At 34.9% G+C, this 22,522-nt stretch carries 21 protein-coding genes and 1 other annotated feature; of the genes, 19 read left to right on the top strand and 2 right to left on the bottom strand.

Annotated elements, in window-relative coordinates:
• Nucleotides 1-8: 8 nt before the first annotated feature.
• From AKK44_RS06680 to AKK44_RS06735, 12 genes are all read left to right on the top strand, one after another.
• Nucleotides 9-1,757 carry a glycosyltransferase gene (locus AKK44_RS06680; protein WP_054279036.1) on the top strand — a complete coding sequence of 583 codons (1,749 nt, stop codon included), beginning with the start codon at nucleotides 9-11 and terminating at the stop codon, nucleotides 1,755-1,757.
• A complete protein-coding gene (locus AKK44_RS06685) occupies nucleotides 1,754-3,508 on the top strand; it encodes a rhamnan synthesis F family protein (RefSeq protein WP_054279037.1) in 1,755 nt (584 codons plus the stop codon). Before AKK44_RS06680 ends, AKK44_RS06685 begins: the two co-directional genes overlap by 4 nt.
• Before the next feature lie 18 nt (nucleotides 3,509-3,526).
• Nucleotides 3,527-5,992, top strand: a complete 2,466-nt coding sequence (locus AKK44_RS06690; protein WP_054279038.1) for an LTA synthase family protein — start codon at nucleotides 3,527-3,529, stop codon at nucleotides 5,990-5,992.
• Between the two features lie 35 nt (nucleotides 5,993-6,027).
• Complete coding sequence (galE, locus tag AKK44_RS06695; protein ID WP_054279039.1) at nucleotides 6,028-7,044, top strand: UDP-glucose 4-epimerase GalE; 1,017 nt, start codon at nucleotides 6,028-6,030, stop codon at nucleotides 7,042-7,044.
• Between the two features lie 25 nt (nucleotides 7,045-7,069).
• Entirely contained in the window at nucleotides 7,070-7,765 is a 696-nt protein-coding gene (locus AKK44_RS06700) for a glycosyltransferase family 2 protein (protein WP_054279067.1), read from the top strand.
• Entirely contained in the window at nucleotides 7,765-8,103 is a 339-nt protein-coding gene (locus AKK44_RS06705; RefSeq protein WP_054279040.1) for a DUF2304 domain-containing protein, read from the top strand. The genes AKK44_RS06700 and AKK44_RS06705 overlap by 1 nt, the downstream gene beginning before the upstream one ends.
• Nucleotides 8,093-9,352, top strand: a complete 1,260-nt coding sequence (locus AKK44_RS06710) for a lipopolysaccharide biosynthesis protein (RefSeq protein ID WP_054279041.1) — start codon at nucleotides 8,093-8,095, stop codon at nucleotides 9,350-9,352. Before AKK44_RS06705 ends, AKK44_RS06710 begins: the two co-directional genes overlap by 11 nt.
• A 1-nt stretch (nucleotide 9,353) precedes the next feature.
• The gene (locus tag AKK44_RS06715) at nucleotides 9,354-10,853 is read left to right on the top strand and encodes a DUF2142 domain-containing protein (protein ID WP_054279042.1); all 1,500 of its coding nucleotides are present in this window, start codon (nucleotides 9,354-9,356) and stop codon (nucleotides 10,851-10,853) included.
• A gap of 11 nt (nucleotides 10,854-10,864) precedes the next feature.
• A complete protein-coding gene (locus AKK44_RS06720) occupies nucleotides 10,865-11,863 on the top strand; it encodes a glycosyltransferase family 2 protein (protein ID WP_054279043.1) in 999 nt (332 codons plus the stop codon).
• A 153-nt stretch (nucleotides 11,864-12,016) separates the two neighbouring features.
• Nucleotides 12,017-13,546 (top strand): N-acetylmuramoyl-L-alanine amidase, encoded by a 1,530-nt coding sequence (locus tag AKK44_RS09285; protein ID WP_054279044.1) that lies wholly within the window; start codon nucleotides 12,017-12,019, stop codon nucleotides 13,544-13,546.
• Nucleotides 13,547-13,632: 86 nt separating this feature from the next.
• Nucleotides 13,633-14,856, top strand: a complete 1,224-nt coding sequence (pepT, locus tag AKK44_RS06730) for a peptidase T (protein WP_054279045.1) — start codon at nucleotides 13,633-13,635, stop codon at nucleotides 14,854-14,856.
• A 39-nt stretch (nucleotides 14,857-14,895) separates the two neighbouring features.
• Nucleotides 14,896-15,384: an EbsA family protein gene (locus tag AKK44_RS06735; protein WP_037594788.1), complete on the top strand. Its 489-nt coding sequence runs from the start codon at nucleotides 14,896-14,898 to the stop codon at nucleotides 15,382-15,384.
• On the opposite strand, the gene AKK44_RS06740 is transcribed toward AKK44_RS06735, so the two are convergent.
• A complete protein-coding gene (locus AKK44_RS06740; RefSeq protein ID WP_054279046.1) occupies nucleotides 15,371-15,568 on the bottom strand; it encodes a ferredoxin in 198 nt (65 codons plus the stop codon). The genes AKK44_RS06735 and AKK44_RS06740 overlap by 14 nt on opposite strands.
• Nucleotides 15,569-15,615: 47 nt before the next feature.
• On the opposite strand from AKK44_RS06740, the gene AKK44_RS06745 reads away from it, so the two are divergent.
• The 5 genes from AKK44_RS06745 to rplT all read left to right on the top strand — a co-directional run bounded on the left by AKK44_RS06745 (nucleotide 15,616) and on the right by rplT (nucleotide 18,159).
• Nucleotides 15,616-16,116 carry an SAG1386/EF1546 family surface-associated protein gene (locus AKK44_RS06745; protein ID WP_054279047.1) on the top strand — a complete coding sequence of 167 codons (501 nt, stop codon included), beginning with the start codon at nucleotides 15,616-15,618 and terminating at the stop codon, nucleotides 16,114-16,116.
• A gap of 14 nt (nucleotides 16,117-16,130) precedes the next feature.
• Nucleotides 16,131-16,811 (top strand): (d)CMP kinase, encoded by a 681-nt coding sequence (gene cmk, locus AKK44_RS06750; protein ID WP_054279048.1) that lies wholly within the window; start codon nucleotides 16,131-16,133, stop codon nucleotides 16,809-16,811.
• A 23-nt stretch (nucleotides 16,812-16,834) separates the two neighbouring features.
• Nucleotides 16,835-16,957, top strand: a sequence feature (ribosomal protein L20 leader region).
• A gap of 13 nt (nucleotides 16,958-16,970) precedes the next feature.
• Nucleotides 16,971-17,501: a translation initiation factor IF-3 gene (gene infC / locus AKK44_RS06755; protein WP_037594796.1), complete on the top strand. Its 531-nt coding sequence runs from the start codon at nucleotides 16,971-16,973 to the stop codon at nucleotides 17,499-17,501.
• Nucleotides 17,502-17,542: 41 nt separating this feature from the next.
• Nucleotides 17,543-17,743, top strand: a complete 201-nt coding sequence (gene rpmI / locus AKK44_RS06760) for a 50S ribosomal protein L35 (protein WP_037594798.1) — start codon at nucleotides 17,543-17,545, stop codon at nucleotides 17,741-17,743.
• A 56-nt stretch (nucleotides 17,744-17,799) separates the two neighbouring features.
• Nucleotides 17,800-18,159 (top strand): 50S ribosomal protein L20, encoded by a 360-nt coding sequence (gene rplT, locus AKK44_RS06765; RefSeq protein WP_037594800.1) that lies wholly within the window; start codon nucleotides 17,800-17,802, stop codon nucleotides 18,157-18,159.
• Nucleotides 18,160-18,269: 110 nt separating this feature from the next.
• Here the strand turns inward: rplT and AKK44_RS06770 are convergent, their stop codons facing one another.
• Entirely contained in the window at nucleotides 18,270-20,438 is a 2,169-nt protein-coding gene (locus AKK44_RS06770; RefSeq protein ID WP_054279049.1) for an LTA synthase family protein, read from the bottom strand.
• A gap of 146 nt (nucleotides 20,439-20,584) precedes the next feature.
• On the opposite strand from AKK44_RS06770, the gene AKK44_RS06775 reads away from it, so the two are divergent.
• Nucleotides 20,585-21,751 (top strand): class I SAM-dependent rRNA methyltransferase, encoded by a 1,167-nt coding sequence (locus tag AKK44_RS06775; RefSeq protein ID WP_054279050.1) that lies wholly within the window; start codon nucleotides 20,585-20,587, stop codon nucleotides 21,749-21,751.
• Complete coding sequence (gene aroD / locus AKK44_RS06780) at nucleotides 21,748-22,428, top strand: type I 3-dehydroquinate dehydratase (protein ID WP_054279051.1); 681 nt, start codon at nucleotides 21,748-21,750, stop codon at nucleotides 22,426-22,428. The genes AKK44_RS06775 and aroD overlap by 4 nt, the downstream gene beginning before the upstream one ends.
• Nucleotides 22,429-22,522 lie beyond the last annotated feature (94 nt).

Here is a 22,522-nt window from a genome sequence, read left to right on the forward strand (position 1 = left end):
AAAGGAACATGAAAAAAGTATTAGTCATATCACCTACTGGAACTTTGGACAATGGTGCAGAAATATCAGTGATTAATCTAATGACGTTTCTGCAATCACACAATTATCAAGTATTTAATGTTTTTCCTAGTAATCCACATCCTTCTCAAGACAAGTACATTGAAAAAATGAAGGAAAATGGAATACTTTTTTTGAAATTACCTCTTTTAAATTGGTGGTGGGAGGAATCGCCTGCACAACTTCATGGCACAAAAGAAGAGCGTTTTTATTTCTACCAAAAATATATTTATGACATTCGTCAATACATTAAGGAAAATAATATTGATATTGTCATTACTAATACGGCTAATCTGTTTCAGGGAGCTGTTGCAGCTGCTTGTGAAAATCGGCAGCATTTTTGGTTAATTCACGAGTTTCCAACAGAAGAATTTGCTTATTACAAAGATTATATTCCATTTATGGCTGACATGTCAGATGATGTTTTCTCTGTTGAAGGTATTTTGAATGAGCAACTTGCTAGCCTCTTTCCGCAAGAGAAAAGACCAAAAACATTTATGCCTTATTCTAATATTGACCAGTCACCTGTTACAAGTGGTACGGCTAGACGCTTGATCTCGATTGGTAAAATCAATGATAATAAGAATCAAATAGAGCTTCTCAAAGCTTATATTGCGTTAAATCAACGTAATCTTCCACTTGTTTTTATTGGTGGTTGGGAAGAGTCTGTAAAAGAAAAAATTGATGCGATTATTAAAGAGAATGAGTTGACTAATGTTCAATTTTTAGGACATAAGGCAAATCCTTGGGAATATGTTACTGATAAAGATGTATGTGTCTTTAACTCTAAATCAGAGGCTTTTCCAATGGTTTTTGTAGAAGCTACCTTAAAAGGAATTCCAACAGTTGTTTCTGATAATTATGGGTATCAATCAGTTCAAAAAGTTTTTAAATCTGGTCATAGCTATCCGATAGGAAATATTGACAAGTTAGTACAACTGTTGAAATCCATTTTAGAAGACTATGAAGAGTATAAAACAAGGTCTCTATACTTACAGCAAAAGGCTAGACAAGTTTACACTTTAGAAAATGCGTATGCATCAATTCTAAAAGCAATAGCAACTGGCCACCCTTCCACTAAAAAAATAATTTATCCCATAAAAGAGTTGCTAGGTTCTTATAATTATGACGAATTTCCTTGGTTTATTCACAATCAAAAGTTAACAATATTTGAATCGGAAGAATTAGATAGTTTTTCGGCTATGAATAGTCACCAAAAAGACCTGGCTTTTTCTGATGATTTTATGATTGAAATCAGTGATCAGTGTAATTTTATAAGGTTTGATCTATCAGAACAAACGGGTATTTCTGCTCAAATTAGTTTATATGATGCTGAAACGAAACAATTTATCAAACCACTTAGTTATAATGCAATACTTGAAAATGATGTGTTTTTATTTTTGACCCAAGATCCACAAATCATTTATGATGTTCATCAATATCATAAAAAGACACTTCAGTTTCGTTACACCCTGACAAGCACTTATGATAGCATGGTGACACATACTTTTGATCAGATAACTCACTACCAGTCGAATGATATCATGCGATTAGAGAGCGATATCAGTGAATTGACGACTCAAATATTATCTTTGCAACGTGAATCCCAAAACTGGAAAAATCAATACCTAAATGTCATCAATTCTCGTCGCTGGACGATTCCAACTAAAATAATCAACTTTTTTAGGAGAAAAAAATGAAACGATTATTGTTATATGTTCACTATCATAAATATAATAAGATTAGCAGCCATGTATTTTATCAATTGGAGAAAATGAGACCGTTATTTTCTGAAATTGTATTTATTTCTAATAGCCTATTAGAAGAGGAAGCTATTGAACAACTAAAAAAACAGCAGCTATTTGATTCTTTTATTCAAAGAGAAAACAAAGGGTATGATTTTGCTGCTTGGCATGATGGAATGAATGTTATCGGTTTTGACCGTTTAGATCAATTTGATTCCGTGACCTGCATGAATGACACCTGTTTTGGGCCACTATGGGATATGGAGCCCTACTTTGAAAAATACGAGTCGGACATATCTGTAGATTTTTGGGGAATGACAAATCATACCAAAGTAGACACGCATCATGTTCATATAGAAGAACACCTACAATCTTACTTCATGTCGTTCAAGCGCTCCCTCGTAGCTTCAGAAGTTTTTCAAGCTTTTTGGACTAACATAGAGGCTTATGATAATGTTCAATATGTTATTGATAATTATGAGACGCAATACACGAAACGCTTCTTAGATGCAGGATTTCATTATCAATCCGTTTTAAATACAGTTCCTATTGCAGACGATTATTTTCATTCTAATTTTACAATTCATTATCCACATGTCATACTGGCAAATAAGGTTCCTTTTGTTAAAGTTAAGACCTTCGACTTAACGCAACACTTATCTCCGTATCTGTTAATAGCAATAGAAGAAGAAACAGATTATCCAGTGCAACATATCTTGGATCATATGTCAGATATTAGCGTGCCAACACCTGCTTATTTATTGGGACGAAAAGTTTTAACAACGGGGACACCTCCTTACTCTAATACGAAGAAGATAGCTGTTCACCTGCATACTTTTTATGTTGATTTATTAGAAGAATTTCTGATTCAATTTAAACATTTCAATTTTGATTATGATTTGTTTTTGACAACAGATACCGAAGAAAAAAGAGAACACATTCAAGTAATTCTTGATAAGCTAGCTCAGCCTGCTCGAATTTTCTTAACTGGTAATAAAGGACGAGACATTATTCCGATGCTGAAGTTGAAAGAAGAATTGGCAAACTATGATTACATTGGCCATTTCCACACGAAAAAATCACCGGAATACCCTCATTGGGTAGGTGACTCATGGCGTCGCGAATTGTATCAAATGTTAATAAAACCAGCTAACAACATTCTTGCTAGTTTAGAGCAAAGAGATAATCTCGGACTTGTTATTGCGGATATTCCTTCTTTCTTTCGCTATACAAAAATTGTAGACCCGACTAATGAGAATAAGTTTGCTGAAGATATGAATGCTTTATGGGAGCAAATGGGATTATCGAGAGCATTAGATTTTAATCAATTAGATACTTTTATTATGAGCTATGGTACCTTTATTTGGTTCAAAAAAGCAGCATTACAACCTTTATTTGATCTAGTACTTGAAGATTTAGACATCCCCGAAGAACCAATAGGTCAACATACGGTGCTTCATTCAATTGAAAGAATTCTTGTTTACCTAGCGTGGGCTAATGATTATGATTATGCTATTTCTCGTAATCCTCTTTATATCAGCCCTTATGTTGATAACAAAGTTCTCAATTTAAGACCGGATCTTGTTCAGAACACATATATTAATTTTGATCAAATTGGAGGTATAAAAGGTGCCTTGAAATATATTTACCGTGGTCCGGGAAGTGCGATAAAATATATAATTAGAAGAATATTAAAAAATAAATAATTAAAAAATATTGAAAAAATGATAATTACTAGAATAAAAAACGCTAATTGGCCCAAGTGCTTACAACCTATTTTAGCAGTAATTTTATTTGCTTATATTAATTTTTATTTACTCATTGTTCCTATTTTGAAACAATCTATTGCCAATCATAATGTAGTAGGCATTCAAACACTTTTTAATTTTTCAGGAATAACTTTTGGTTTAGCTTTGACGAGTATCACAGTGATATTAACTCAATTTATAAATGTCTCGTTTCTTAAAAAGTTAGGCTTAGGATACCTCACCTATTTATTAGTATCTTATTTTATACTTGTAACGAGGTATCTAAACGATGATAAATTTAAAGTTTGGGATTTTTCTAAGCTATCAGTGACAACAAATAGTTTTTTACTTCCGTTAGTAGGTATGTTAGTAGCAACTATAATCTTGAAAATATTTCTCCAACGAAGTTCATTGGATTTGATATTATCTAAGTATATGGCAGTATTTGAATCATCCGACTCAATTCTGTTTGGGATGATTTCTTCGTTCATTATTAATGATAAGCATCTTGTTACGATTTTTCGAGACGATATTTTGTCATCATTTTTGGAAAAAGCAGACTATACTGCCTTCATACGGTTTTCTGTAATCAATCTTTTGCTTTGCTTAATAACATTTCATGTTATTTGCTACTATTTATATAAGGCGTATGAGTCAATAACTAACAACAAACCCAGCATCCACCTTGCCTTTGCCAGTAGTTTATTACTAGCTTTAGTATTTAACTACTGTTTCCAATATGGCTTAAAAAAAGATGCCATGTTGTTAGAGAGATATATTTTTCCTGGAGCAACCGCTTATCAGATTGCTTTCTTGTTTTTCTTGTTTTTTGTTATTTATCTACTCATCAATCGCTATGTGCTATCGACGGTGCTTAGCTTAAGTTTAGGAATATTATTATCAATAGCAAATGCAACAAAAGTCAGAATGCGTAATGAACCTTTATTGATGACAGACTTTGTTTGGCTAAAGGACTTGTCTTTTTTGAGCAGTTTTGATACTAATTTGTTTATTAAAATAACTGGGATAAGTTTAGGCATTGTTGTCTTGTATTTTATTGTCAGAAAGTACATTTTTCCAGGAAAAATTTTAAATGATTACAAAGTTAGATTGTTTTATTTGTTTTTTATAATGTTTTTTGGACTTGGAACGCTGATAACTTTTAGACATAAAGAAGACAATAAGGTTATTAATGGCATACCAGTTTTGTCGAAAGTGAGTAACTGGAACGATATCGATTGGATGGGCTTTTTAGTTAATGCCAGATATAAATCTCTTGCCTATATTTGGACCAAACAATTAACAGGTTCTATTATGGAAGTCCCTAGTGGATATAGCAAGGCTTCAGTTAAGCGGATTGCGAAACTTTACAAAGAAGAGGCTACTCAAATCAATCAAACTAGATTTAAGCATTTGAATGACCAAACTGTTATTTTTGTACTCAGTGAGAGTTTTGCAAATCCAGAACGTATTGCTGGTGTTTCACTTTCAAAAAACATCATTCCAAATATTTCTGAAGTTATGAAAACAAACACTAGTGGTACAATGGTGTCTGATTTTTATGGTGGAGGTACTGCCAATGTTGAAATTCAAACATTGACAGGATTACCTTATTCAAACTTTTCTCCTAGCGTAGCAGTCGTTAATACCGAAGTTATTCCTAGCATGCCTTACGTGCCATCGATAAGTGACACTTTTAAAAATAATGATAAGTATGCTGTTCACTTACACAATGCAACAAATTATGCAAGGAATGTTGTTTATAATGATTTAGGATTTAATACTTTTGTTGCACTAGATGGTACAAAAGATAAACCAACTCAGCTTGAATTTTTAAGTGCAGGAGCCACAGATAAATCAAGCTACCATGCTGTTCTTAGTCATTTAGATAAGAATAAAAACCAGTTTTTTTCTGTTATCACGATGCAAAATCACATTCCTTGGACTAAGGAAGAACCCGCAGATATTAGCGGGACAGGAAAAGGCTTCACAGAGGAAGAAAACACAACGTTATCAAATTATTCACGATTATTAAATGTGACGGATCAAATGACGCAAGATTTTTTGAATGAACTGTCTAGCTATGAAAAAAATGTGACAGTTGTTTTCTATGGCGATCATTTACCTGGATTTTATCCTAACTCAGCTTTTTCTTCAAATCCAGGTAGTCAATATGAGACGGATTATTTTATCTGGAGCAATTATGAGACGGAAAAGTTGGATTATCCAAAAGTCCATTCAAGTGATTTTCCAGCACTTATTTTGAAACACACAAATGCAAAGGTCTCTCCTTATGGTGCTTTATTAACGAAACTGTTAGATAATAGAGACCAAAAAGCTGTTTTCAAGAAACTTAACGAAGACCTAAAAATACTGCAGTACGATTTGACGTTAGGACATCACTATATTTTAGATGATAAAGAATTTTTTAAAGTGAAATAGTGATACGCTTTTTATCAAGAATTAAGGAGGTTATTATGGCAAACATTTTAGTGACAGGTGGAGCAGGTTTTATAGGTTCTCATACATGCATAGAATTATTAAAGGCTGACCATACTGTAGTTATCGTCGATAACCTTTCTAATAGTAAAAAGGCAAGTATTGATACGGTTGAACGATTAACAGCAAAAAAAGTCACCTTTTATAACGAAGATATTTGCAATGAACAGGCATTAGAAAACATTTTTTCAAAGGAACAGATTGATAGTGTTATTCATTTTGCAGGTTTAAAGTCTGTTGGGGAATCATCTGAAAAACCATTGTCTTACTACGAGAACAATGTCGTAGGCACATTAACCTTATTAAAGGTGATGACAAAGTATAATTGTCGGAATCTTATTTTTAGCTCATCAGCAACTGTCTATGGAAATCCCGAGAAAGTACCAATCAAAGAAGAGTTTCCATTATCCGTGACAAATCCATATGGCAGAACGAAGCTAATATTAGAAGATATTTTGAAAGATATTTTCACAGCTGATCATAGCTGGAAAATTATAGTTCTTCGATACTTCAATCCTATTGGAGCACATGAATCTGGAGACTTAGGTGAGGATCCCTTCGGAATTCCTAATAATTTACTTCCTTATGTGACGCAAGTGGCTATTGGAAAACTTGCTTATGTTAATGTTTTTGGTAGTGATTATCCAACAAAAGACGGAACAGGTGTACGTGACTATATTCATGTGGTTGACTTGGCAAGAGGCCATGTTGCGGCTTTGTCTCAAATGATAAAACCAGGAATTTTTCGTGTCTATAATTTAGGAACTGGAAAGGGGTATTCTGTTTTGGACATTATTAAAACGATGTCTGACGTTATTGGAAAGGATATCCCATATAAAATTAGCAAACGTAGACCAGGCGATATTGCGATTTGTTACGCGGACCCTAGTAAAGCTAACTTAGAACTAGGATGGCAAGCTCGATATGATATTAAGCAAATGTGTCAGGATGCCTGGAGATGGCAAAAAAAACATCCCAATGGTTTTGATGTTTGATATTTAGATAAAGATGATTATGGAAATGAAAAAAAATAAACTTTTAGTAATAATACCCGCATATAATGAGGAGGAATCCATTGAATCGGTAGTGGATAATCTCATTCGTCATTATCCTTTTTATGATTATATTATTATCAATGATGGCTCTAAGGACAGAACGTCAGAGATTTGTCATAAGCGTTCTTTTAATATTATTGATTTACCAGTAAATCTGGGCCTTTCAGGTGCTGTTCAAACAGGTTTCAAATATGCCTTAAAGCAAAATTATGATATGGTAATTCAATTTGATGGAGATGGTCAGCATCTTCCTGAATATATTGAACGGCTAATTCAATTAATTGACAATGGGGCTGACTGTGCGATTGGTTCACGATTTATTAGTAGCGCAAAACATCACTCGCTTAGAATGTTGGGTAATACATTGATTAGCTACGCCATCAAGTTAACAACAGGTAAAGTTATCTCGGATCCAACTTCTGGTATGAGAATGTTTAATAACGTATTAATAAAGGCATTTGCAGAGGATATCAACTATACACCCGAACCAGACACGATATCTTATTTGATACGCCAAGGATTTGACGTAAAAGAAGTCCAAGTTGCTATGCAAGAAAGGCAAGCTGGTCAATCTTATTTGACTTTGAGTCGCTCTATTAAATATATGATTCATATGTTTACTTCAATCTTATTAATTCAAAACTTTAGGAAGAAGAAATAATGGTTTTTAGCTTACAAGTAATTTTTATCGTCACAGCAATTATCACAGCAACACTCATTTTAGGTAATATCCGAAAATCAAATATTCACATTGAAGATAGTTTTTTCTGGTTATTATTTTCTGGTATTTTGTTATTCTTTGCTATCTTTCCGAAGGTTATCATATTTTTTGCAAAAATTATTGGGTTTGAGTCGCCGGCAAATTTTGTTTTTTTAGCTATTATTTTTTTGTTAATTATTCAACAGTATCGATTAACAAATGCTTTAGCCAAGACTGAGATTAAGTTAAAAAATTTAATTCAGTATATTGCTCTAAAGGAAAAAGAAAATGATAAGTAAGGATTCTGACATAACGAAACTCTCTGAGAGAAAAAACTTTATCTGGAATTTATTTGGGAGCCTATCAACAGCTATCATTTCAGTGATATTTTTACTGGTTGTCTCACGTTTAGCGACAACGTCTCAGACAGATACTTTTAGTTTTGCTTATGCTTTAGGCAGTTTATTGGTTATTATTGGTTTGTTTCAGGTCAGAAATTACCAAGCTACCGATATTCAAAGAACATTTGAATTTACAACTTATTTTTTTGCACGCTTGGTAACAATTGGCATCATGATAGGGATAACAATCATATACCTTATGATGAAAGATTACACATCAGAAAAATCGGCACTTATTTTTTTAATGATTTTATACCGTTCAACAGATGCCTTTTCTGATGTTTATCAAGGAATTTTTCAACAACATGAACGATTAGATTTAGCAGGAAAATCTCTATTCTTCAGGAATATGTGGATTATAGTGGCATTCATTTTAGGGCTATTTTGGCAAAGAAACATCATTGATGCAATGGTCTGGGTTTTGATTATCTCGACAATCTCTATTTTGTATCTAGATATTTTAAAAGCTAGACAGTTTGAAAATATTGGAACTTACAAAATCAATTGGAAATTGATATTCAAATTATTAAGAGAATGTTTTCCGTTGTTTATTAATGGCTTTTTACTGCTTTATATTTATAATTATCCCAAATATGTTATTGATAATTTTTTAGAAGCAGGTATTTTGAAACCTGGAGTCCAAAAAGATTTTAACATCATTTTTATGCCTACTTTTGTCATGAATCTATTGATGTTGTTTTTTAGGCCATTGATCACTAAGATGGCAATCTTTTTTTCCGAAAAAAAAATACATTTTTTTTATAAAATTCAGGTACAGTTGTTTAGTTGGTTGCTGGCTATTGGATGTTTGGTATTAGGAGGCTCTTTTGTAGCAGGTATTCCTTTTCTCAATATGTTATATGGTGTCCACTTAAATGATTTAAAGCTAGCATTTATGCTATTGATGGTAAGTGGTCTTCTCAGTAGTTATGCAATAGCAATAGATAATATTCTTACAGTTATTAGAAAACAAAAACTTCTCATTGTTTCTTATTTGTTGTCATTTTTAGTCACAATAATCTTCTCACCTTATTTAGTGAAGACTTACAGTATATTAGGAGCTTCAATTGCCTTTTTCTGTGCAATGTTCATTTGGCTTTTGAGCTCACTTTGCATTTATCTCTATATAAAAAGAAAGACGTGGTAGAATGACTTTTCTTCATCAAGTTAGTAACACTTTTAAGGCAAATAGAGGATCCTATGTTCTTTATTTGTTTAGTTATCTGTTAATATTACTTATTTATGCAGACTTAACTCGTTTACCCATAACAATCCTTAGTTTGTTGCTGTTATTAGGATTTTTGTTAATTAGTTTTAAACCTAAAGGATTAGGAAAAGCGACTGCTTTAATTATTATAACACTTGGCGGAGCATCAGCTCTTTTAAGTCCAGTCTACGATGTTCCTGATGAGTCGGCGCATTTTCAGCGGAGTTTATTTTTGTCGGAAGGGGATGTTAATCTATCAAATAACCCCAGTCAACTGTTGCAATCAAGTGATTTCCAAGAGTTTGATAAAAACCTTGGGAAACCATTACCGCTTACTAATTTAGATAAAATAAAACATAGTCATAAGGAAATTCCAAATCCACGATTAACCATTACTAATTCTTATTACATTTTAGGCTATATTCCACAAGCCATAGGATTAACAATAGGAAATGCTCTAAATATTAATTTAAAAACTAGCTTTATTCTAGGTCGCTTACTTAATGTTATTTGCTACGCGTTAATTGTTTTTTTAGCCATCAAGATAGCTGGAGCTTTGGGGCAAATCATAGCTGTTTCAGCGTTATTGCCGATGAATATTTATTTAGCAGGATCATTTAGTCAAGACCCTGTAGGAATTGGGATTATGCTTTTAATTGCAGCACTGTTTTGCCATATTTATTTAAGTGAAAAGGCAATTGGGTTCAAACCATTTTTGGCATTTATTTTACTGTGTGCCTCTTTGATTACAATTAAGCTTCCTTTTATGTTATTAACCTTTCTAATTGTTTTTATTCCGAATAAAAAATTTGATTTTGGAAGGTATCCTGTTTGGTTAGTGAAATTCGTTGCTATTGTACTGGTGTGTTTAGGGACTATTTTTTGGGGTCAATTGTATTCAGAAGTTGTTAATGTTAACTATATGCAGCTAGACACCTTGTCTAATGTAGATGCCGTTCGTCAAATAAAATCTGTTATTAATAAGCCCTTGACTTATTTCCCTGTAATAATGAGAGAGATAGTGATGAGGATTATTTATCCAGCTAACATTAACTTATTTGGTCGATTAACTTATGGTCCCACTTTCTTAATTGCCTATCAAATATTATTTTTAGGACTGGTTGTTTTGAACAACGCTCATAAAATAACCATGAATATCATGTCAAGATTTGCTTTAGCACTTGTCATACTGGGCCTCTTTACAGGAGCTGTGTTAGCAATGTACCTTACTTGGACGCCAGTTGGAAGCAGGGTAGTTGAAGGTATGCAGGATAGGTATAGTTTAGGTGTTGTCGTTTTCATGCTGATACTCATGGTATCTAATAATAAATTATTTAAGCAGTGCCAAGATATGTTATCAGATCGCATTATTCTTAACCTATCAATTTGTTGGATTTACACGATGCTTCTTAGTACTTTAGCTCATTATTACACATTTTAAACGAGGATATTATGCTATATGATTTAACGCTTATCATGCCAATTTATAATCAAGAAAAACTATTGAGTCGTTCCTTAGATAGTATTATCAATCAAACCTATCTTAGGCAATGTCGCTTAAGAGTTTTATGTATTGATGATGGCAGTACTGACTCATCTAGCCTTATAATTAAACGCTATGCGAAAAAATATTCTTTCATAGAGTATCATTATAAAACTAATGGTGGTGTTTCTGAGAGTAGAAATATGGGACTACATTTAGTTGAAAATAGCCGTTATATTGGTTTTTTTGATCCAGATGATAGTTTAGAGTTAAATTATCTAGAAACATTTATGGAAGCTGCTAAAAAAAATCCAGATGGCATCATGTTTGATATTAACCTGGTTAATAAAGATAATTTTCAAAAGAAATACTTAACGGTTAATTCTGGCTATAACAAAGACATAATCAGGGGATTTATGATTTCTAAACAAGCAAACTGGACTCGTATATATAGAAGTGAGCTTTACCAGGGTGTTGAATTTCCCAATGGTGTAATATATGAAGATTTGGCAGTGACACCTTATGTAGCCTCTAGATGTCAACAAGTAGTTTACATCAAAAAAGCGATATATAATTATTATGTAAATAATCCAGGCTCCATTATGAATGCCAATAGCAATAAAAAAACAAGTAATGATATTTATAAGGCATTGAATCACTTATTTCAGTTATTTGGGAGTCAAAAAGATTATTATCGAGATGAATTGCAATATTTAGCTCTAGAACATTTGTGTGTGGGACATGTTTATCGTTTGCTGCAGAGTCATGATATGACAAGCAATGATATCAACAAAATCAAAGCATTTATGATTACTCATTTTGGGCCTCAATGGCGCCAAAATACTTATCTCAAAAAAGGTGTTCACAAAAATAACATCAATTCATATTTATCTTACGTTATGCCTCAATTTTTATGGATGTTAGATAAAGGAATTTTAGCGCGAATGATTAAATCATCGAATCATTAGCATAAATCAGAAGGTTTGATGATTCGATAGAGTTTGTTAGGACGATTTTTTTAAAAAATATCAGTATTAAAAAAACTCTAGTGTCTTGAAAGTAACATTACAAGATGTTATAATGATTAGAAAATAAAAACATTAGAAATATAGGGCCAAAAATTGCAAAAAAAATACTTAAAAACATTTCTTCTTAGCTCCATTGTTCTAACTAATCTTTGGATAGGACATACAATAAAGGCAGAAGAAACAAGCTCTCCACTTTTTTCTAAACAAGTTTTAAAGACATCGGATGATAAGACAAATTCAGAAAAATCTGCGTCTTTAGTTACATCTGATTTGACCGCTCACTCAGATGAAACTCAGATGTCAAAAGAAAACCCAGCTGAAAGTGTTGATGAAAGCTCATCGACTTCATTATCTATGCCTGTATCGAAAAATAAAAATGACGCAAGTAATATAAGTAATGAGCTAGAGAGTGCAGAAAAAGAGACAAGTTCACAAGCTTCTGTCACAAGTAGTTTACCTAAACAAAATTCAGAAGCCAAAAGTGAAGTCGAGTCTTTAGAAACCAACGACAAAAGAAACGAAACCACTCAAAACGAGGAGTTACCTACTGAAGTTGAAACACAAGCAATTTTTAGACTTTATAATCCTAACTCCGGAGAACATCATTACACAGCCCAGGTAGGTGAGAGTAATTTCTTAGTATCTGTAGGTTGGCTTTCAGAAGGCATTGGCTGGTATGCTCCACGAAAAGGAGATGCTGTTTTTCGATTATATAATCCCAATAATGGAGATCACCACTATACGCGCTCAAAGGCTGAAAGTGATCATTTAAATGCTGTTGGCTGGAATTACGAAGGCATTGGGTGGTATTCTGGAGGGGATAAGGCCGTCTATAGACTTTATAATCCTAATGCTAAAGGGCCAGGTAGTCATCACTATACCTTGAGCGAGAGCGAAAGCCACTATTTAGATAGCGTTGGTTGGAATGACGAAGGCATTGGTTGGTTTTCAGTTAGTGTCACTGATTCTGAGCAGATAACAGAGAACAAAAAAGCCTCTGCCTCTCAAGGTAATTATCAAGCGTTTAATAAGGTTATTTATCTAGATGCAGGGCATGGCGGTTCTGATCCTGGAGCTGTTTATAATCATCAAACCGAAAAATATTTAAACTTAACGATGCAAAACATTGTTAAAGCAAAGCTTGAAGAGGCTGGATACACAGTTATTTTAAGTCGCTCTGCTGACGAATCAGTAAGCTTAATGGATAGATCTGCCAAGGCCAATAAAAGCTTATCAGATATGTTTGTTAGTATCCACTTCAATGCGTCCACAAACCATAGTGCACATGGTATTGAAACCTATTATTATAAATATTATGAAGAGTACCCATCAAAAATTAATGCACAGTATCATAATAATAGCGAAAGACTATCAAGAAGTCTATTTCTAGCTGAAGCACTTCAATCGGAAGTCGTTTTGAAAACAGGTGCTAAAAACAATGGTGTCTTGCGGAACACTTTTGCTGTTTTAAGAGAAACAACTGCACCAGCAGTCTTATTAGAGCTTGGATATATGTCTAATCCATCAGAATTCCAAAAAATTAATTCCGATACCTATCAGAAAAGTTTAGCTGAAGGTATCGTTTCAGGCATTCTTTCGTATTATCGTCACTATTTTCTGTAAAAGAAAAGGCTTAAAAGGCTGGCATTCACCAAGCTTTTTAAGCCTTTTTATGCTATAATTGTAGTGAGAAATTATTGAGGTGATTTATGAAATATGATAGTTTGTTAGACCGATTTTTAAAGTATGTCAGAATTAATACAAGAAGTAATCCAAATAGTGATACGACTCCTAGTACTGTTAGCCAAACCGATTTTGCACTGACAGTTCTCAAACCAGAGATGGAATCCATCGGTTTGCAAGATGTTAACTACAATCCATCTAATGGTTATCTTATCGGCACTTTGCCTGCTAATAGCAGTGCTTTGACACGTAAAATTGGTTTCATTGCTCATATGGATACGGCTGATTTTAATGCTGAGAACATCAAACCTCAAGTTATTGACGATTACCAAGGTGGGGTTATTCCATTGGGGGAATCTGGATATGCTTTGGCACCAGAAGATTTTCCTAATCTGAATAACTATCTCGGAGATACCTTGATTACGACAGATGGAACAACTCTATTAGGTTCTGATGATAAATCTGGTATTGCAGAAATCATGACAGCTATTGAGTACTTGGTGTCGCATCCGCAGATTGAGCACTGTGAAATCAAGGTTGCATTTGGACCTGATGAAGAGATTGGTGTTGGAGCGGATAAATTTGATGTTAAAGATTTTGAAGTTGATTTCGCCTATACCGTTGATGGGGGTCCTCTTGGAGAGCTCCAATATGAAACCTTTAGCGCTGCAGGTTTAGCCCTTACCTTTTTGGGTCGCAACGTTCATCCAGGAACTGCCAAAGGCTATATGGTAAACGCCCTTCAGTTAGCAGTTGATTTTCACAATCAACTTCCTAAAGATGAGAGACCTGAAAACACAGAAGGTTACCAAGGGTTTTATCATTTATTAGAGTTGACAGGTACCGTGGAAGAAGCTAAAGCAACTTATATCATTCGTGACTTTGAAGAGTCTTCTTTTGAGGCTAGAAAAGCGTTTGTCACAACATTGGCTGAATCAATGAATGCTAAGCTAGATAGTGAGCGTGTACTGATTAATCTTGAAGATCAATATTACAACATGAAAAAAGTTATTGAAAAAGATATGACACCAGTCACTCTGGCTAAATCTGTGATGGAAAATTTGAGCATTGAGCCTATTATTGAGCCTATTAGAGGTGGCACTGATGGTTCCAAGATTTCTTTCATGGGTATTCCAACGCCTAATATCTTTGCAGGTGGTGAGAACATGCATGGGCGTTTTGAGTTTGTGAGCTTACAAACGATGGAGCGTGCGGTTGACGTGCTTGTTGGCATCGTACAACGGGCATAAACTTATCCTAAGCAACGTTATTGGAGGTGATTGTAACAGATGATAAAATTATTTGGTAAGGTGAGATACCATTGGCAACCAGAACTGTCTTGGTCTATTATTTATTGGTCAATAGCAATTGCTCCTATTTTTCTAGGCTTGTCATTGCTATATGAGCGTACTGAAATACCTAGTCATGTATTTATTCTTTTTGCCATATTTATGACACTAGTAGGTATCGGGTTGCACCGCTATTTCATCATTGAAAATAATGGGGTGTTGCGTATTGTCTCTTTGAAACTGTTTACGCCTCGTAAGCTAGATATTGGCTCAATCACTAAAATTGAAGTAACCAAGTCAACAGTGTCATTATTTGTTGGAGATAATTATTACATTTTTTACATGCGCAAATGGCCTAAAAAATATTTTTTAGACGCTTTAGCGATTAATCCTTACTTCAAAGGAGAAGTCATATTGCTTGATAACCTTATAAAACTAGATTATTTTGAGGCTTATCAGGATGAAAAAAAGCGCCTTAATCGAGAGTAAGGGCTTTTGTAGGGCAGGTTTTGACGGCTAAGATAGCTTCTTGATTGTCTGGTGATATGGTTTGTTCTAATTCGAGCGAATCAGCAAATTTGACGATACCATCATCGTGATAATCAAAAAGATCAGAGTAAGTTTGGCAAAGCCCGCAAGCAATGCATTTTTCTGGAATAATAGAAACTTTCATAGCTATTATTCTAATATGATTCTGGTAAAATAACAAGGGGGAAGATCATGGCCAAAGAACCATGGGAAGAAAAAATCGTAGATGATAATAAAGAAACTAGAGCTAAATACTCCAAAGGCGCGCTTATTAGCACACCTTGGCTAACAGCTTTACTGAGCGTTTTATTCGTGATTATTGTTATCATATTATTTATTTTTTTCTACACATCAAATAGCGGTAGTGACAGACAAGCGGAAACGACAGGATTTTATGGCGTGTCTACTTCTCAAAAAGAGACTAAAGTATCAAAGAAGAAAAAGATGCCAAAAACAGTTGATAAAGATAAAAAAGAATCAGAAAAAGCAACTGATAAAGAGGTCACACCAGCTCCCGAAGAGACTTCTCCTGAGACTACTGGTGAGACCATCACTGTGTTAGCAGGAGAAGGCGCTGCATCTATTGCAGCTCGTGCAGGTATTTCTGTAGAACAGTTACAAAAACTTAATCCAGATCACATGACACAAGGTTATTGGTACGCCAATCCAGGTGACACTGTGGTGATAAAATAATTAAAGAGGAAGACATGAAAGCAATCAGAATTGCGATTGATGGACCAGCTTCCAGTGGAAAAAGTACTGTAGCCAAGATTATTGCAAAAAATCTTGGCTACACGTATTTAGATACTGGTGCCATGTATCGCTCAGCAACCTATATCGCATTAACACACCATTACACTGAAAAAGATGTTCATCTCATCTTGGAAAAATTGGCACAACACCCAATTTCATTTAAAAAAGAAGCAGATGGCACACAGTCTGTTTTCATCGGAAATCAAGACGTCACATTGGCTATTCGTCAAAACGATGTGACTAATAATGTCTCATGGGTATCAGCTATAGGAGCCATTAGAGAAGAGTTAGTCGAACAACAAAGACGGATTGCCCAGCAAGGTGCTATTATCATGGATGGGCGAGACATAGGAACAGTAGTGCTTCCTGATGCAGAGTTGAAAATCTTTTTGATAGCTTCTGTGGATGAAAGGGCGCAACGCCGCTATAAGGAAAATCGTGATAAAGGGATTGAAACAGATTTCGAGACATTAAAAAAAGAAATTGCTGATCGTGATTACAAAGACAGCCACCGTAAGGTCTCTCCGTTAAAGGCTGCAGATGATGCCATCGTTTTTGACACAACAGGGGTATCAATTCAAGGTGTTGTAGAATTTATTCAAGAAAAAGCAAAAAAAATAATTGACATGGCATAAAACATGTGTTAACATAGTAACAATGAGAAAAGCAGGAGCGAGAGCTTCTCGCCTTACGACCTAGGTTGTCTGGCCCTACATGTCAAATTCCTATGGAATGTAATGTGTGCGGGCTTGAATTATCAAGTCCGTTTTCGTTTTCTCTAAAAAAATAAAGAGGTGAAGATCATAGCTAAAAAGGATCTATTCATTAATGATGAAATTCGCGTTCGCGAAGTTCGTCTAGTTGGTCTAGAAGGTGAACAATTAGGCATTAAACCACTATCAGAAGCGCAGGCATTAGCCGATTCGTTGAGTGTAGACTTGGTTTTAATCCAGCCACAAGCTGTCCCTCCAGTTGCCAAAATCATGGACTACGGAAAGTTCAAGTTTGAGTATCAAAAGAAACAAAAGGAACAACGCAAAAAACAAAGTGTTGTGACTGTAAAAGAAGTTCGCTTAAGTCCAGTAATCGACAAGGGTGACTTTGAAACACGACTACGCAATGGTCGTAAATTCCTTGAAAAAGGAAACAAAGTTAAAGTTTCTGTTCGTTTTAAAGGACGTATGATTACTCATAAAGATATTGGAGCAAAGGTACTCGCTGAATTTGCTGAAGCCACTCAAGATATTGCTATCATTGAGCAAAGGGCAAAAATGGATGGACGTCAAATGTTTATGCAACTTGCACCAATTTCAGACAAGAAGTAATTGTCACAGTTAAATTATATCTTAAGAGGAGAATACTAAAAATGCCAAAACAAAAAACACACCGCGCATCAGCTAAACGTTTTAAACGTACAGGTTCAGGCGGTTTGAAACGCTTCCGTGCCTTCACATCACACCGTTTCCACGGTAAAACTAAAAAGCAACGTCGTCATCTTCGTAAAGCTGGTTTGGTAAGCTCAGGAGATTTCAAGCGTATTAAAGCAATGGTTACAGGTCTTAAATAAAAAGATTTTGTAGGTATTTACTAGAATTATAAGAATTATTTGAAGGAGAATTATTAATGGCACGTGTTAAAGGTGGCGTTGTTGCACGCAAACGTCGTAAACGTATTTTAAAATTAGCTAAAGGTTACTATGGAGCAAAACATATCTTGTTCCGTACTGCAAAAGAGCAAGTAATGAACTCTTATTACTATGCATATCGTGACCGTCGTCAGAAAAAACGTGACTTCCGTAAATTATGGATCACACGTATCAATGCGGCAGCTCGTATGAATGGTTTGTCATACTCACAATTGATGCATGGATTAAAATTAGCAGAAATTGAAGTTAACCGTAAAATGCTTGCTGACTTAGCAGTTCATGATGCAGCAGCTTTCACAGCTCTTGCAGATGCAGCTAAAAACAAGCTTGGTAAATAATGATACAAGATAAAAGCTTTTAGTTATTGCTAATAGCTTTTTTATTATGCTTTTGATTATACAAAGGTTTTTGTGGTAACAAAAAAAGGAATCCTTTGATTCCTTTTTTGTTATTCATTTGCTGCAGTATCAGGAGTATTGATGTCAGTTGTATCAGTAGGCTCTTCAGGGTTTAATTCTAAATAAGACGGTGCCTTAAAGAGGTGCTGAGTGGTTTTATTTCCATTCTGACTATAGATACTTGTTGAGTGTGAACCAAGGTCGTGGGCAATGGTTTTCATTTGTTTTAATTGCTTGAGGTAAATAAAACTTGTTGGATCAACGACTTTCAAACCATTTTTAGTGTCAAATCGTAACAAGTCTCCAGTTTGAACAGCATCACTTGCAGCTAATTGTTGAGCGACTGATGCTTTGATGGCTTTGGTAGCAGCCATGGTCACTTCATCAGGATTAGTGATTTCTAAGCCTGTTTGAGTATTGTACAAGCGTCCGCTATAGCTAGTGTATTCTGGTGTGATGTAGGTACCGGATGTTCTCTGAGCTACAATCTGTTGATTTTGTGGAGACAAGAGGTCTTGACCTAATTGCACAAAGTGACTGGTATCAATTCCCAAAATATGTAGCAGGGTTGGTAAGGAGTCAATTTCTCCACCATAAGTTTCTTTGATGCCACCACCTGCATAACCCGGAATATGAATCATATAAGGCACACGCTGAAGCATGGCATTATCATACTCAGACCAGGTTTCGGAGTCTTTTCCAAGGAGCGCAGCTAAGCTTGTGTTTCGGGAGTTGGAAATACCGTAGTGATCGCCATAGAGGACAAAGATAGAATTATCATAAAGCCCCGTTGCTTTTAAGTAATCAAAGAATGATTTCAAAGCAGAATCAAGGTAATTAGCCGTTGCAAAGTAACCATTAATGGTTTCATCTTTTGTTTTAGCTAATGGGAAGCCTTCTTCGTCACTTTCACCTTTTAAACTGGTGTAAGGATAGTGATTACTTACTGTAATAAACTTGGTATAAAAAGGTTGTTGCAATTGTTCTAGATACTTAATAGAGTCGTTGAACATGTACTTATCATTCAAACCATATTGGAAAGAATTTTTGCCGTTTTGTTTTGAGAAGTAACTCGAATCAAAGAAATAGTTGTAACCCCATTGCTTATAGGCATTGTTTCGATTCCAAAATGTTCCGACGTTCCCATGAAAAACAGCACTGGTATAGTTGCCTTTTTGAGCTAGGATAGTCGGTGTGGCAAATTGAGTGTTCTCCCCACCGTAATTAACCATGAAAGAACCACTGTTTAGACCAAAAAGTGAATTTTCCATCATGGTCTCAGCATCTGACGTTTTCCCAGCCTTAACTTGGTGGAAAAAATTAGGGAAGGAGAGGGTCGAATTGGAATGATAAAGTGAATTAATAAATGGAGTGACTTCGTACTCTTTATCAGCATCCTTTAAGTGGTAGTCAATTAAAAACTGTTGAAAGCTTTCAAGATGAATGACAATGACGTTTTTGCCTTTACCAATTCCAAAATATTGTGGATCAGGAGCAGCATAGTGATTTTTCACATACTCTTTGACCTCGACTAACTCATCAGCTGTAGCACTGTTGCGTTCTTTTTGTGCCTGGTAGGTTTGATTGCCACTATAAAAAGTAAAGGCTGGTAAGCCAAGCGCTCGAACAATATAAGTATTTGAAAATCCTCTCGTCAGCAATTCAGGTCGGTCAATTTCAGCAAGAAACAGATTAATTGATAGCAGTAAAAACGAAAATGCTGTGACAGCAAAAGATGCACGTTTATTGAAGTGGCGAGGATCTTTTGAGAGTTTTTTGGTTACTGATAACGTAATTAAAATAATAAAATCAAGGATATAAACGATATCCCAGATACGAAGTAAGTTCAGCGCTGAATCGCCTAGTCCTGCGGAGACTTTACTACTAGCTAAGATAGCGCTAACAGTGATAAAATCTGAAAATTCTCGGTAATAAATAGCGTTGGATATAAGCAAAAGATTTAAAATAGCATAAGTTATCCACGCAGTGATATAAAAAGCACGAGTGTTCTTAATATAAAGGGCAAATCCCAATAGTAACAAGGCTAAAGGGATTGGATTGATAATCGTTAGAAAGACTTGGTACAGATTCCCCAAATCAAGTGAAAAGTCGGTATGATATGCCCACAAGGTTTTTGCCCAAAAAAAGAAGAGGAGGGTTGCGATAAACCCTAATCTAGTATTGATAGCACTTGTGATAAATGATTGTAATTTTTTCACAGTAGGAACTTCCTTATCATTTTTTCCTAAAGATCTATTCTTAAAATAAAATCTCAACCTAAATTATACCAAAAATATGACGCGAATGCTTACTATAAGTTTAAAATTAGTAGGACTTTTCAATACTTTTTGCTATAATAAAGATTATGAATAAACTCTATATTAATTCTTTTGTCGAAAAGAAAGTAGCAAAAGGGGTTCAATTGTTGGATGAAAGAGATTTCCACCAATCAACTGACCCTGTTCTTGATCAATTAGTCCAACTAGTTAATCAATCTCACCAAGTTATTGGAACAGCCTATGTGTCCAAACAAAACAAAGGCATTGGTTGGTACCTAGGAAAAGGCATCGAGCAGTTGACGGTTTCTTATTTTGTCATATTGTTTGAAGCTGCTAAGCAAAGAAGAACAGATTTTTCAAATTCTGACTTCACAAATGCTTACCGTGTGTTCAACCAAGATGGTGACCATTTTGGTGGCCTAACAATAGACCTCTACAAAGATTTTGCTTTGTTTTCGTGGTATAATACTTTTGTGTATCAGGAAAAAGAAACAATTATTCAAGCTTTTCAGATCGTCTTTCCAGAGGTCAAGGGAGCTTATGAAAAAATTCGTTTCAAGGGTCTTGGTTATGATAGCGCGCATGTCTATGGTGATGAAGTCGCAAACCTTACGATTTTAGAAAATGGAGTTGCTTATCAAGTATTTTTAAATGAAGGCTTGATGACGGGGATTTTTTTAGATCAGCACCAAGTTCGAAAAGGTTTGGTAGATGGACTTGCGGCAGGTAAAACCGTTTTAAATTTATTTTCTTACACGGCTGCTTTTTCAGTTGCTGCAGCTATGGGCGGAGCTATTGAAACAACCTCAGTTGATTTGGCTAAGCGCTCTAGGGAATTATCGGTAGCGCATTTTGAACAGAATCATCTTGATTTATCCTCCCATCATTTTGTGGTTATGGATGTTTTTGATTATCTAAAATATGCCAAAAGAAAACAGTTGACTTTTGATCTTATTGTTTTAGATCCTCCGAGTTTTGCAAGAAATAAAAAACAAACTTTTTCTGTTACCAAAGATTATCATAAGCTCGTTGCTGAGGCTTTGGAGTTATTAGAACCTCAAGGAACTCTTATTGCTTCTACAAATGCAGCTAATATGACTGTTAGTCAATTTGAAAAGCAAATCAGTAAAGGTTTTGGAAATCGACAATATGAGGAAATGGATTTCCAACAGCTTCCGAGTGATTTTACCATCAATAAAGCAGATGAAAGAAGTAATTATTTAAAGGTATTTACTATAAAGGTACGAGAATGAAAATTGTAGCACCAGTCATGCCAAGAAATTTTGAAGAAGCCCAGTCTATTGATATTTCTAAGTATGAGGATGTCAATTTAATTGAGTGGCGGGCAGATTTTTTTCCAAAAGAAGATATTGTTTCAGTAGCGCCAGCTATTTTTGAAAAGTTTGCGGGCAGAGAAATCATTTTTACTTTAAGGACAACACTTGAAGGTGGTAATATTAGCCTTTCAGACCGAGAATACGTTGATTTAATCAAAGAAGTTAGCGCAATCTATAATCCTGACTATATTGATTTTGAGTATTTTAGCCACCAATCTGTATTCCATGAGATGTTAGATTTTCCAAATCTCATTTTGTCTTATCATAATTTTCAAGAAACTCCTGAGAATTTGATGGAGGCTTTTTCAGAAATGACTAAACTGGCTCCACGTGTGGTTAAAATCGCAGTGATGCCTAAGAGTGAGCAAGATGTTCTCGATTTGATGAATTATACCCGAGGCTTTAAGGCGCTAAACCCTGAGCAAGAGTTTGCAACCATGTCTATGGGGAAACTGGGTCGTATTTCACGCTTGGCAGGAGATGTGGTTGGTTCGTCCTGGACCTTTGTTTCTTTGGATCAGGCCAATGCTCCTGGGCAAGTGAAGTTGCATGATATGAAAAAAATTATTGCCATTTTGGAATCTGATTCTTAAGTTTTTGAATGTTTTGGTACCGTTAAACATTATTCCATTTGGACATTTGGGGTAATGTTTTTTCGTTTTTTACAGCTCTTAATAGAGTTTGTGT

The organism is Streptococcus phocae (assembly GCF_001302265.1).
Lineage (GTDB): Bacteria > Bacillota > Bacilli > Lactobacillales > Streptococcaceae > Streptococcus > Streptococcus phocae.